At 46.2% G+C, this 13,501-nt stretch carries 13 protein-coding genes; 10 read left to right on the forward strand and 3 right to left on the reverse strand.

Annotation, left to right across the window (positions count from 1 at the left end; genetic code table 11):
- The first annotated feature begins 178 nt into the window (after window positions 1-178).
- The 7 genes from JO375_RS06105 (at window position 179) to nirD (ending at window position 7,207) form a co-directional block, all read left to right on the forward strand.
- Complete coding sequence (locus JO375_RS06105) at window positions 179-598, forward strand: PTS sugar transporter subunit IIA (RefSeq protein ID WP_229523610.1); 420 nt, start codon at window positions 179-181, stop codon at window positions 596-598.
- 2 nt (window positions 599-600) lie between these two features.
- Entirely contained in the window at window positions 601-1,089 is a 489-nt protein-coding gene (locus JO375_RS06110) for a mannose/fructose/sorbose PTS transporter subunit IIB (RefSeq protein WP_025682751.1), read from the forward strand.
- 31 nt (window positions 1,090-1,120) lie between these two features.
- A complete protein-coding gene (locus tag JO375_RS06115) occupies window positions 1,121-1,891 on the forward strand; it encodes a PTS mannose/fructose/sorbose transporter subunit IIC (protein WP_229523611.1) in 771 nt (256 codons plus the stop codon).
- Window positions 1,892-1,902: 11 nt separating this feature from the next.
- Window positions 1,903-2,745, forward strand: a complete 843-nt coding sequence (gene manZ, locus JO375_RS06120) for a PTS mannose transporter subunit IID (protein WP_322098700.1) — start codon at window positions 1,903-1,905, stop codon at window positions 2,743-2,745.
- A gap of 266 nt (window positions 2,746-3,011) precedes the next feature.
- On the forward strand, window positions 3,012-3,806 hold the full coding sequence (locus JO375_RS06125) for a Nif3-like dinuclear metal center hexameric protein (RefSeq protein ID WP_229523613.1): 795 nt from the start codon (window positions 3,012-3,014) through the stop codon (window positions 3,804-3,806).
- A gap of 609 nt (window positions 3,807-4,415) precedes the next feature.
- Window positions 4,416-6,845, forward strand: a complete 2,430-nt coding sequence (nirB, locus tag JO375_RS06130) for a nitrite reductase large subunit NirB (protein WP_229523614.1) — start codon at window positions 4,416-4,418, stop codon at window positions 6,843-6,845.
- A 41-nt stretch (window positions 6,846-6,886) separates the two neighbouring features.
- A complete protein-coding gene (gene nirD / locus JO375_RS06135; RefSeq protein ID WP_229523615.1) occupies window positions 6,887-7,207 on the forward strand; it encodes a nitrite reductase small subunit NirD in 321 nt (106 codons plus the stop codon).
- A 253-nt stretch (window positions 7,208-7,460) separates the two neighbouring features.
- Here nirD and JO375_RS06140 read toward each other — a convergent pair whose 3' ends face one another.
- Window positions 7,461-8,012 carry a PadR family transcriptional regulator gene (locus JO375_RS06140; RefSeq protein ID WP_267497668.1) on the reverse strand — a complete coding sequence of 184 codons (552 nt, stop codon included), beginning with the start codon at window positions 8,010-8,012 and terminating at the stop codon, window positions 7,461-7,463.
- Between the two features lie 156 nt (window positions 8,013-8,168).
- Between JO375_RS06140 and JO375_RS06145 the strand changes: the two genes are divergently transcribed.
- On the forward strand, window positions 8,169-8,660 hold the full coding sequence (locus JO375_RS06145) for a phenolic acid decarboxylase (protein ID WP_229523616.1): 492 nt from the start codon (window positions 8,169-8,171) through the stop codon (window positions 8,658-8,660).
- 285 nt (window positions 8,661-8,945) lie between these two features.
- Here JO375_RS06145 and JO375_RS06150 read toward each other — a convergent pair whose 3' ends face one another.
- Complete coding sequence (locus JO375_RS06150; RefSeq protein ID WP_229523617.1) at window positions 8,946-9,335, reverse strand: winged helix-turn-helix transcriptional regulator; 390 nt, start codon at window positions 9,333-9,335, stop codon at window positions 8,946-8,948.
- Between the two features lie 162 nt (window positions 9,336-9,497).
- Complete coding sequence (locus JO375_RS06155) at window positions 9,498-10,841, reverse strand: glycoside hydrolase family 30 protein (protein ID WP_229523618.1); 1,344 nt, start codon at window positions 10,839-10,841, stop codon at window positions 9,498-9,500.
- Between the two features lie 207 nt (window positions 10,842-11,048).
- On the opposite strand from JO375_RS06155, the gene JO375_RS06160 reads away from it, so the two are divergent.
- On the forward strand, window positions 11,049-11,729 hold the full coding sequence (locus tag JO375_RS06160; protein ID WP_229523619.1) for a response regulator transcription factor: 681 nt from the start codon (window positions 11,049-11,051) through the stop codon (window positions 11,727-11,729).
- Window positions 11,726-13,498 carry a sensor histidine kinase gene (locus tag JO375_RS06165; protein ID WP_229523620.1) on the forward strand — a complete coding sequence of 591 codons (1,773 nt, stop codon included), beginning with the start codon at window positions 11,726-11,728 and terminating at the stop codon, window positions 13,496-13,498. Before JO375_RS06160 ends, JO375_RS06165 begins: the two co-directional genes overlap by 4 nt.
- Window positions 13,499-13,501 lie beyond the last annotated feature (3 nt).

Raw genomic sequence — 13,501 nt, forward strand, 5'->3', positions numbered from 1 at the left:
GCTGGATGTGTATGAATTATGCGGATGAGCAAAATAAGCAGGTGGTGAGAAAAGACCAAATCCCCGGAACAGCCGAGGGTTTGGTCTTTTTTTTGATGATGGAACGAATCATACAGAATGTTGGCACGAGACTTGCATAGTAAGTATAGACGAAGGATGCAAGGAGGGGGTGAAACAAATGATAGGTGTTATTGTTGGAACACATGGGAAATTTTCCGAAGAGATCTTAAGATCCACGGAAATGATTTTCGGTCATCTGGAAAATGTGGTAGGGGTGACGTTTGAGCCTGGTGAAAGCGTTAACGGACTCGTTGAGAAGTACAAAGCGGCATTGGAAACGATTGATTGGACGGATGGACTTATCTTTCTCGTCGATTTGTTTGGTGGCAGCCCCTATAATGCAGCCAGCAGGATTGTAGCCGGCTATGAAAAAATGGACATTGTAACAGGAGTAAACCTGCCAATGATCGTAGACCTGCTGACAAATAGAGGGCTGGAGAACGTGGAGAATCTGAGTGATCTGGCAATCCGTGCGGGTCAGGATTCGATGAAGTCTTTTCGTGGCATCCGGGACATACAAACAGAGGAGGAATTATAGGTATGGAAATTTCATTTGTTCGTATTGATGACCGTCTGATCCATGGTCAGGTAGCTACTGTATGGGTGAAGGAAACGAAGTGTAACAAAATTATCGCTGTCAGCGATGAGGTCGCTGCGGATACACTACGCAAAACCTTATTGTTACAGGTGGCGCCGCCGGGAATTAAGGCTTATGTCGTCACGATTGCGAAAGCGATTGAAGCTTACAACAACCCTAAATATAACGATTTTAAGACCTTGTTCCTGTTTACTAATCCGACTGATGTACTGCGGGTTGTAGAAGGTGGGGTACCGTTCACATCGGTAAATGTAGGCGGGATGTGCTTTAAAGAAGGCAAAACACAGATTACCGGAGCGGTGTCCGTAGACAAGCAGGATGTAGAGGCATTTCATAAATTGCACGAAAAGGGGATTGAACTGGAAATTAGAAAAGTAGCCAGTGATCCTAAAATCAATTTGATTAACAAGCTTCAGAATGTTCAGTTTTAGCAGCAGGTTGGCATAAGAGAGGGGGTCAAACATGAGTGTTTTTGAAATCGTAATGGTAGCGCTGGTTGCAGCCATTTGCGGAATGGGCAGTGTTTTGGATGAAGGGCAGACTCATCGGCCTATAGTAGCGTGCACACTGATCGGTCTGGTCTTGGGGGATCTCAAAACAGGTATTATTCTAGGCGGTACGCTCGAATTGATGGCTTTGGGCTGGATGAATGTCGGGGCGTCCATGGCTCCAGATGCGGCTTTGGCCAGTGTAGTCTCAACCTTATTGGTTATTGTCGGGCACCAGTCGATCGGCGCCGGAATTGCCGTTGCGATTCCGATTGCGGCTGCCGGACAAGTGCTGACCATTTTTGTTAGGACGATTACCGTGTTTTTTCAGCACCTGGCAGATAAATATGCCGAATCTTCAAATTTCAGAGGAATTGAATTATGTCACTTCATCGCCCTCCTTCTTCAGGGATTACGCGTCGCGCTGCCTGCTGTATTGGTGGCTATTGCAGCAGAAACCGGTCTCGTTACGACTTTACTGGATTCGATCCCGGATGTCATTACAAAAGGGTTGCAAATTGCAGGAGGATTCATCGTCGTTGTAGGGTATGCCATGGTTATTAACATGATGTCAGCCAAATATCTGATGCCTTTCTTTTTCTTGGGCTTTGTCATCGCGGCATTTACAAGCATCAATCTGGTTGGCTTTGGAATCATGGGGGCGGTTCTGGCTCTGCTGTATATTCAGCTCAATCCTAAATATAGCCAGCGAAAAGATCAAATGGGTGAAATTGAAGAGCTCTAAAGAAATACCTAATGAAAGAGTGGGGTACTATGGAAGAAAAAAAATTGACAAAAAGCGATTTAAACAAAATGTTTTTCCGTTCATGGTTCCTGCTGGGCTCGTTTAACTTTGAGCGTATGCAGTCGATTGGTTTTTGTGTCACCTTGATTCCGGCAATCAAGCGGCTATACAGCAAGAAGGAAGACCAAAAAGAAGCATTAAAGCGGCATCTGGAGTTTTTTAATACTCAACCGTTTATCTCTGCACCGATTATGGGTGTAACGGCGGCTATGGAGGAGCAGAAAGCCAATGGCCAGCCGATTGACAATGCTACCATAAGTGGAGTGAAAGTCGGCTTGATGGGGCCTTTAGCCGGGGTAGGGGACCCTATTTTCTGGGGAACGCTGCGCCCCGTTCTGGCTGCGCTCGGAGCCTCCCTTGCTTTATCCGGGAGCGTGATCGGGCCTGTCCTTTTTTTCTTGCTCTTTAATGTTATTCGTCTGGCAACCAAGTGGTACGGACTAAAATACGGCTATCAAAAAGGGACGGAGATTGTGTCCGATATGTCCGGAAACCGGCTGCAAAAGCTTACGGAATCGGCCTCCATCCTAGGACTTTTTGTCATGGGCGCACTCGTATCCAAATGGACTACTCTGAATGTGCCACTGGAAGTATCAAGATACACCCGTTCGGATGGAGTAGAGGTGGTTACGACGATACAGATGATTCTGGATCAATTGATGCCCGGCCTGTTACCTCTCTTGCTGACTTTTTTGTGCATGAGACTGCTCAAAAAGAAAGTGAATGCTATAGCTCTAATTTTTGCTCTATTTGCAATAGGAATTATTGGATACGCTCTTGGTGTATTGGCTTAAGCCAATTTGTAAAGTGATCCGGTCAAGCAGCCATCTTTGACCGGAACCGCTTTTTGAATTTGTAAACGCTTAGATTATACTGGTTAAAATATTCAATAATCTGCAGGCGAATCTACAAGCGTTCAACGATGGCCATGAAAAATTATTGGATCGTTGAAGCGTTACAGCCGGCTCTCTAGAGCTGGCTTTTTTATGAGAAAAAGTGAACCCATGATTGAAATAAAATGGTATAATTGATGCGCATTCTCCATAAGGAGGGGATATGTATGACCATAACCATGGGGCGGATGGTGGATCACCTGACCAAGGGAATAAGCATGCCCAATGCGACGGTGGACTTGCTTGAACCAGGGCATAAGGATGCTGAAGTGCATGGAATTGTAATCGCTTTCTGTGCATCGCAATATGTCATAGAGCAAGCTGTTTCGCTACGCGCGAATTTTATCATTACGCATGAAGGGATTTTTTACAGCCATCAGGGGATACAGGAAGGTTGTCTGCAAGACTCTGTTTTTCAGCATAAATCCCGTCTGATCGCCGACTCGGGGATAGGAATTTATCGTTTTCATGACACCATACACCGTTATCAACCGGATGGAATAATGATGGGACTTCTTCAGGCACTCGACTGGCACACCTGCGTTGCCAAACAGTTGCCGGCGGCCACCATTTTGGAAATTCCAACTATGGAAGTTAGGGAGGTCGCCGAATATATCAAAGCCAAGCTTCATATTCGTTATGTACGGGTAGCTGGCGAGCTTTCGATGCCATGTGAACGAATAGGGGTCGCGGTAGGGTACAGGGGAGGCGGTGAACTAGCCATTCCGTTATTTTCGGATGAAAATGTCGATTTGATCATTGCCGGTGAAGGGCCGGAATGGGAAACGCCGGAATATGTGAAGGACGCAGTGTATCAGGGTCAACGCAGAGCCCTTATCATGCTGGGACATGCCGAAAGCGAAGCGCCTGGTATGAAATATCTTGCGGATACACTTGCCGTCCAGTTTCCAATGCTCCCGATACATTTTGTTGAAGATCGTCCGGTGTTTCAAATTGTGTAGTCGAGCAGATGTCATTTTGTAATGATAAGTCCTGCACTGTTGTGGTATCCGTTCATCCATTTCTATGAAATGGAGGCAAGGTGATGGGAAGCAGAGTGATTACGCCTTCATCACGGAATGGAAATTTATAGAGATGGGTCTCAATGATGCTTTTGCCAATAAAGTATTCCTAATATAGGATTTCTTTACTCATGAAATGTGGGACAGGGTCCGTTTTGCTCATTTATAGGGAATTCATCCATTGAAAAAGAGAACGCCCAATGGAATAATCGTCCTATTAAGGGTATTACCCCTTTTTGTGGAGGACATTAATGGCCCATTCTTTATCGATATGCGGATGAAAATAACCTTTCTGCTGCAATACTTCAATTACATGCAGAATAGGCTCTCTTAGCCTCTGATTTGCACCTTTAATTTCAATTTCTTACCTTTACCCCTTGAATCAGAGTAGGGAAACCCCTTGATGTTTATAATTCGGACTACTTTGTGATCGAAATCACATATAGTCCGGCCTGTTGCTTTAAAATAGAGATATAGACAATATTTATAGGAACGTAGGAGATGTCGTCGGATAGGAAATATCGCCGAATGAATGGAGGGAACCGGTATATGATAAACAGTAAACAGAAGCTTGTTGTTATAGGTAATGGGATGGCTGGTATCAATACGGTCGAACAGATTTTAAAATTAACGGATAAATATGAAATTACGGTCCTTGGAAGTGAGCCACATCCGAACTATAACAGGATTATGCTCTCTTATGTTTTGGAGGGTAGTAAGACCATTGAGGATATCATACTGAACGATTTGCAATGGTACAAGGATCAAGGTATTACTTTATATACTGGGAAAATGGTACAGAGCATCGACGGGGAAAGCAAGAAGATTCACACGGAAGACGGATTGGAAATTGATTACGATCTAGCTTTGATAGCTACGGGCTCCCAATCATTTATTTTGCCTATTCCGGGAAAAGAATTACCAGGCGTCATCGGTTTCCGGGATATCGCCGATTGTACGGCAATGCTCGAGGCGGCGAAAACCTATAAAAAGGCAGCGGTCATTGGTGGTGGGCTGTTGGGACTGGAAGCAGCCAAAGGCCTGGTCAATCTCGGTATGGACGTAACGGTCGTTCATTTGATGGAAGACTTGATGGAGCGTCAGCTGGACCGGGAAGCCTCTTCAATGCTGAAAGAAGAACTGGAACGTCAGGGAATCAAGTTTGCCATGCAAATGCAAACGGCAGAGGTGTTCGGTCAGGAGCGGGTACAGGGACTGCGGTTTTCGGACGGAAGCGAACTGGAAGCGGATTTGGTCGTTATGGCTGTTGGGATCAAGCCCAATATTCAGGTGGCTGTGCAAAGTGGCTTGGAAACGAAACGTGGAATTGTAGTCGATGACTTGATGAGAACCTCCATGCCGGATGTGTATGCTGTAGGGGAGTGTGCTGAACACCGCGGGATTTGTTACGGTCTGGTTGCTCCGCTGTTTGAACAGGGAAGTGTCATTGCCAAGCATTTGGCAGGTGCGGACACTGAAGGCTATAAGGGGTCAGTGGTTTCCACCAAGCTCAAAATTTCAGGGGTGGATGTTTTCTCGGCTGGCGAATTCATAGACCAGCCTGATCATACGGTGATTGTAGCCAAGGATGAGTGGAAGCACACATACAAAAAAGTGCTGCTTCGTGACAACCAGATTGTTGGAGCTGTACTGTTCGGAGATGTGACTGAATCTGTCAGCCTGCAAAAATATGTGCGTGAGCAAACGTTGATGACGGATGAGATATATGGACAGCTCATGGGAACCGGATGCAGTAAAGACGGGGCCAAAGCCTTATCCGCTGAAACGATGGCTGATGATGAAATTGTCTGTGGCTGTAACGGTGTGACCAAAAAAGCGATTGTTGATGCGATCAATGAAAATGGACTGACCACAGTCGACGAAATTAAAGCATGTACCGGAGCAACGCGGTCCTGTGGAGGGTGTAAGCCGGTCGTAGAACAAATTCTCCAGTATGTTCTAGGCGACAGCTTCAAGTCAGCGGCCAAGCAAGGAATATGTGGGTGTACAACATTGAGCCGGGATGAAATTGTTGCGGCGATTAAAACCAAGGGCCTTACAACGACACGTGAAGTAATGAATGTACTAGGTTGGCAAAATGATGAAGGATGCTCCAAATGCCGGCCAGCGCTGAATTATTACTTGGGTATGCTTAACCCGGATACCCACGAGAATGAGGAAGATTCACGTTTTGTAAATGAGCGGCTGCATGCGAACATTCAAAAGGACGGAACATTCACAGTAGTCCCAAGAATGTACGGCGGTGTAACGACTCCAGAGGATTTGAAAAAAATAGCGGATGTTTCTCTTAAATACAACGTTAAGGTTGTTAAAGTGACAGGCGGCCAGCGGCTGGATTTGATTGGTGTCCGTAAAGAAGATTTGCCAAAGGTATGGGAAGAACTCGACATGCCGTCGGGATATGCCTACGCCAAATCGCTTCGTACAGTTAAAACCTGTGTTGGATCACAATTCTGCCGCTTTGGCACACAGGATTCGATGGGAATGGGCGAGGTGCTGGAGCGGAAATTCGAGAGACTGGATTTCCCGGCAAAATTCAAATTAGGGGTTAATGGATGTCCACGCAACTGCGCGGAATCATGTACGAAGGATATCGGAATTGTGGGTAATGATGGAGGCTGGGAAATTTTTATCGGCGGCAACGGCGGTATTAAAGCACGGCTGGCTGATTCGCTCTGCAAAGTGAAGACCGACGATGAACTCATTGATATTGTGGCAAGCGTGATGCAGTTCTACCGTGAAACAGGTCAATATCTGGAACGTACCTCGGAATGGGTGGAACGAATCGGACTTGAAGAAATTCGGAAGGCTGTCGTTCACGATCTGGATAATCGCAAAGCTTTAATCGAACGAATCGAATTTACGCTGAAACAACTTGAAGACCCATGGAAAAAGATCATCAATGATGAGAATTCACGTAAAAACTTATTTGAGGCCGTTTCACCGTCTGTTGTGTGAATTTGTTCAAATCATGCCTGGAGAAGGGAGCAATCAAGCGAATGATCAAACATGCTGAGTGGCTTATTGTTGGTCACAGTAAGGATTTTCCTAATAGAATAGGACGGACTGTCCGGTTGAATGATAAGGAAATCGCAGTATTTCGCACTTCGGAGAACAAGCTTTACGCTGTTGAAAATGCTTGCCCGCATCCTAAGGGTGGGCCGCTTACCGAGGCGATCGTATCCGGTCATTACATTTATGACCCGCTGCGCGATTGGAAGATTGATTTGGAGACAGGTATCGTTCAAGACCCAGATACCGGACAAGTCAAGACATTTGCCATCCGGGAAGATGGAGAAGAAGTGAAAATTTCGCTTTAATATAAAGAGAGTGCCCCGCAGGATGTATCCTGCGGGGCACTTGTCATTTTAGATCAGGTAATCGAAAAGCCTGTGCTCGTAAAACCGGCAACGGTGCTCATAAAGGAGGCTCCCGTGGCACCGCTTATTTGTGTTACTCCGTCTGATCTATGGGTCCTCAGCAGCCTCATTTGAAAATGCTACCAGCATTTCAGCCATTTCACAAACAGGTATAAACCCATTTTTCGAAATGGATTTTTTTGCGTTCCAAAAGCTATTCTTCAAACAGTGACAGCGTTTCTTCCAGCCATGCAATATAGCTTTCTTCCCGATTGATGGCACGACTCAGCACCAGATAATGCCCGAACTGCCGAGAGCCAGGAGCTTGAAGATTTTCGTCCAACAGTTGGAGGGATTTTTTGCTCTCATATAAATGCTCCAGCTTCCTTTTACGTTTGGCGATCTGATCCTCGAACAGCCGCTTGCTCTTTTCCTTGGGGACGGCGGCTGAAAAATACAGCATCAGCATAAACTCATCCTTTTCCGTTTCCGGCAGCTCTTTGGGACTTACCAGCCACTCGATCAGCTCTTGAGTTCCTTTTGGTGTGATACAGTACAGCTTCTTTTCTAGCTTGGCTCCTGTAATGGAGGTGCGATATTCAATTAACTCTTCTTCGGTTAGCCTTTTGAGTTCAGGATAAATCTGGCTGTGCTTGGCACTCCAAAATTGCCCGATTTCCTGCTTGAACTGGCTCGTAATATCGTAGCCGCTCATTTCCTGTTTATGAACCAGGCCCAAAATGGCATATTTCAATATTCGTTTCAACGTAGCTCTCCTCATCATGGGGTATTTGACACTAGTATATCACAGTGCTACAATTTAAATGTAATATAAAACATGTCCATACTTACATGTTTAAAATTATTTTTTTCATTGTCTCATTCAATTCATAAAATCATAATAAGGAAAGAAGGATGTGCGATGGACAAATTTATCGGAAGCCACATGATCTACACCTATGAGAATGGCTGGGAATACGAAATTTACATTAAGAATGAAGATACGATTGATTACCGTATCCATAGTGGCATGGTAGGCGGGCGATGGGTACGTGATCAGAAGGTAAATTTGGTGAAATTAGTGGAGAATGTGTATAAAGTATCGTGGACCGAACCGACAGGCACAGACGTTGTTCTAAACTTTATGCCTGAGGAGAAACGTATGCACGGCATTATTTTCTTCCCAAAATGGGTGCATGAGCATCCAGAGATTACGGTCCGCTATCAAAACGATTTTATTCCGCTAATGGAAGAATCGCGTGAAAAATACGAAACTTATCCGAAGTATGTAGTCCCTGAATTTGCAAACATTACCTTCATTGAAAATGCGGGTGTGAACAACGAGCAATTGATTTCCCAGGCGCCTTACGCAGGAATGACGGACGATATTCGTTCGGGCAAGCTGCGTGCATAATCTAGCCATGGACTGATTGAAGTGTAAAGCCTGAGCCTGTCATGAACAGTCTCAGGCTTTTTTGTGTTAACGGTTGAAGTTCATATGAATCGAGAAACATTATTCGCACAAGGTATAGACTTAATTCAAGAAATCCGAAGGCGGTAGCGATGGGAAGCATCATCCGACTGCGTAGTGGCACCAGAGGTAATTTTTAAGTGCAGATTAAAATGGATACAAAAAGAGCCTCTGCGCCGCTTTATTAGTGGAAACAGAGACTCTTTGGCATGAAGAAGATAAGGCTGATTACACAGGTGTAACGTCCTGAACAACCTCTCCATCTTTCCAAATCACGTTTTCGCGATAGTTTTGCCCCCAGTCGTACATGGCTTTCAGTACCGGAATCAGGCTCTCGCCATGCTCGGTCAGTGAGTATTCCACATGCGGAGGGACCACAGGATAAACTTTGCGAAGAATAAGCTTATCTTCCTCCAGCTCTCGCAGCTGATTGGTCAGCATTTTTTGCGTAATATGAGGGATGAGCTTCTTCAATTCGCCGAACCGCTTGGTACCCTCCATGCCGAGGTGCCACAAAATAATCAGCTTCCATTTTCCGCCGATAACCGCAAGGGTCAATTCCTTATCACAATTAATCAGCTTCAAATCAATCCGGTCTTTTACAGTAGTGATGTTCATCGCCCTCCTGTCTGTAGTTGAATCAAGTATACTATTTATAACTACTATTCGTAAAGGGAGATACATCCCATTTGGAAACTAAGCAGTGTTTTGATAATGATAGACAGGAGGATGATGCTTGATGATGTGCACAATGTAGGATAAATCCAGAACCTGCAACGGTTAAGCAGGAATGACGATGGTGTTAAATGACTCCGGCTCCAGCTCCAGACGGTGTGTTGTTTCTCCCACAGACAGATTCAGCACGCGTGATTCGTGGAACGGGTTAGCGATGACCAGCACCCTTTGTCCGTCAGCATTTTGGAAGGCAACGGCATTTCCAGTCCATGACCCGCGAAGCCCAATGCGTCTGGCCCCTGGCAATACAAAATGAGAAAAATGCTTCATGACGTAATATTCCGGGTTCAAGGTAGGTTTTCGATTCGTTGGATCAACGGTAATCATCGAGTTTTGCTCCCATCCCCATGTGCTTTTGCCTTTTGGCTCCAAAACCATATTCCAGTAGATATAAGCATTGACACCGTTGGTAAAGTAATGCTGGTACAAGTTGTATACATATTTAGCGTAATCCCATGAGTTTTCCCCGTTTCCGCATTCATTTTCAGTCTGCATGTATCGAAGCTCGGGATAGCTGGCAACCGTGCGCTGAATGGCATTTTTGCCTGCCCATTGATAGCCTACGCCTTTAATATATTTGTAGGCTTCCGGGTCACTCAGCACGGTATGGGCATACTCGTCAAATCCGGTGGAAGTCTTCTTCGTTAATTCCTCCCATGGATCGGGGGCATTAATGGTACCGAGCCAAATTTCCGTATCCAGTCCGTGTTCTGCAAAAGCAGGGCCCAAATAGTCGCGAATAAATTCACGCAGCTGTTCTCCCGCCCATACACAGGAAGGGAACTTTTGATCGGCAATAACTTCATTTTGAACATGAATCTGATGGATTGTAATTCCTGCTTCACGATAAGCCTGAACAAATTTGACAAAATACATTGCATACGCTTTCAAAATGTCATGTTCCCAGCGCAGAGTTCCGAAATTGTAGGCTTTGGGCGATTTCATCCATGTCGGCGGGCTCCAAGGTGAAGCGAACAACTTCAAGTCCGGATTGAGCCGCAACGCTTCCCGAATAAAGGGAATGAGATATTGCTGATCGCATTCAATGGAAAAGTGTTTCATCTCCAGATCGCCGTCCGTTTCATTGTGGCTGTACCACTCCAGCGCGTAGTCACTGGCTCCAATGGGCAGCCGGCAAATCGTAAATTTGTGCTCGCCTTCGGGGTGGAAGAGCGAATGGAGCACCTGCTCCCGCTCGGTGCTTTCCAGGTGGTTCAGGGCCACATAACCCAGTTCGTTAAAGCAGCCGCCGAAGCCTTCGACCAGCTGATGCATTTCTTCTGTAATGGTCAGGTTCGCATGCTCCCGGGTTTCGGCAAGGGTATGAGATTTGGATTGCCAAGCCTGGGCCATGGAAGTGGAAAACCACTGAATGGTTGGATTGTTCATGTATTGCCCCTCCTGTTCACTTTGTATCTCTTTTTATTATAGGATAGGATCAAAAGGGAAGAGATGGTCTGAGCCATGACAAATTTGCCCTAATCCAAGGTGGAATCTGCCGTGAACATTTCTGCTGATAGGCAGTGTTAAGAACACATAAAAGACACATCTCTTTGGTATGCTGTTCTCATAGAATGACCGAAAGAGGGAAATCGATTGAATAAAAGAATTCTGCTCGTCGAGGATGAATTACGTATTCGTGAAGTGATTGCGGATTATTTTAAACAGAATAAATGGGAAGTCTATGAAGCAGGCAATGGAAAAGATGCGCTAATCTGGTTTGATTCGGTTCAGCCTGACCTGATCGTCCTTGATATCATGATGCCGGAAATGGATGGGTGGGAGGTGTGCCGTCAGGTACGCAGCCGCTCAGGTGTACCTATTATTTTACTGACAGCCAAATCTGGCGATGATGATAAAATATTGGGCTTTGAGCTAGGGGCGGATGACTACGTTACCAAGCCTTTCAGTCCCAAGGTACTGATCGCGCGCGCGAACGCACTGATGAAGCGGGTGGACGGACAAGTGCAGCCGGAGTCGCATTTGTTGCGATTCGGCAGTGCTATTCTCAATACGCTGGCTCATCGGCTTGAGGTGGATCAGGCAGAAGTCGAGTTGACGCCCAAGGAGTATGAGCTGCTAAGGCTGCTTGTACATCATAAAGGCACGGTCATTTCACGGGATGCGATACTAAACCGGGTGTGGGGGATGGACTTTGAAGGAGACACACGGGTTGTCGATACTCATATCAAAAAACTGCGAAGCAAGCTGGGCCGTGAATCACGTCATATCCGTACGGTTTTTGGTACAGGCTACAGGTTTGAGGAGGAAGAATGAGCAAACGGGGAGTAACCTTCAAGCTGTTCATCATGACCGTTGCATTTTTTCTGTGTTTTTACGGTATGGTGATTTTGTGCCAGCTGCTGTTTTTTGAAGACTTTTATCAGCAGCAGAAGGTGGGGCGCGTGGAAAGCCGTTTGCAGAGCTTCGGTCAGAGCTATGCCAGGGAGGCTTGGGGGTCTGGCAGGGTTTCGCGCGAGGCAGCCCGCTTTATGCTCCAGAACAAGAACCTGCTGGCCATTGTATCAATGGACGGCAAAATCAAGCTGGAAGATCCGTTTCATATTACGTTCAGAAAAGCAGATGGCAAGATCGTCAAGATATCGCTGACTCTATTTATGAGCCATTACGGAGAAGAGCTGAGAGCGGCCCGAATTCAGCCAGGGGATACAATAACGGTTGAAGGTGAAGTACTAGAAAACAATGGAGTATCTTCGACCGATGTGATGTATCCTGCAATCATCCATAAGCCTGGCTTCAAAAATATAGGCGGGTTGGATGAAATCGGTATAAAAGGCAGCATCAAATGGACCGGTACAGTGACGGACATCGTCATGCCTGACCTGAAAACGTTAAGCCAACGGCAGGGATTGCTGTTTAGTGCGCTGGAGGAATGGTTTCCTTTATCGCAGACGCATCTGGAGAAGCTCAAGAACTTCGAAGTACTGGAAGAAGAATGGACAGAACCCTGGACAGGTGTACATAATGTGATTATCGTCTATCCTGTTCGTCAGAGCACGGGAGACATCGATTTGTTGTTCACGGTGACATCGTTGCAGGAAATCAGCGAGACCAATGAAGCTCTGCGTTGGTTTTATTTATATTTGGGTATTGGGGGATTTGCGCTGATTTTGATTTTGTCCCTGTTTTATTCTCGAATGGTCACTCGTCCGCTGATTGCCTTGAACAATACCGCCAAGCGGATGGCCAAACTCGACTTTAGCGCCCATACACCCATCCGGCAAAATGATGAGCTGGGCAGTCTATCCTATAGCATGTATACCTTGTCCCAGAACCTGAATTCCGCTTTGCGCGAGCTTCAGGAGGCCAATCAGCAATTGGTCGAGGACATGGAGCAGAAGCAGCGAATGGAGGCGGTGCAGCAGGACTTTTTTGCCAACGCTTCGCATGAGCTGAAGACCCCGCTGAGTATTATTAAAGGCTTCGCAGAGGGACTACAGGATGGGGTTAGCGCCGGGAAGCAGGATCATTATGTGAAGGTCATTGTAGAGGAAGCGGACAAAATGGAGCGGCTGGTTCAGGATATGCTGGACCTTGCCAAATTGGAATCCGGCACGCTCAGGCTTCGCAAGACGACCTTTATATTGAGTGAGCTGGTGGAGGAGGTAGTAGATAAGCTATTCCATCTGTTAAAGGAAAAAAGGCTGGAAGCGGTCATCATCCCTGCCAACGAGATGCCGATTTATGCCGATGCGGGCTGGCTGGAACAAGTGATTTTCAATCTCGTCATCAATGCCATCCGGCATGCTGAGGAAGGAAGCTCGATCACGATTCGTGTCGAAGGCTCCGGGGATAGGAGTACCTTTTCCATTGAAAACAAAGGGGAGACAATTCCTGAAGATCAACTGGAGCAGATATGGGACCGGTTTTACCGGGCTGAGCTATCACGCAGCCGCCAGACGGGCGGTACAGGACTCGGGCTGTCCATCGTCAAACGAATTCTGGATTTGCACGGATTCCATTATAAGGCGGAGAATACCGAGAGTGGCGTTCGTTTTGTCGTCGTATTCGGAGCTAAGATATAGCAA

Source organism: Paenibacillus farraposensis (assembly GCF_020736845.1).
Classification (GTDB): domain Bacteria; phylum Bacillota; class Bacilli; order Paenibacillales; family Paenibacillaceae; genus Paenibacillus; species Paenibacillus farraposensis.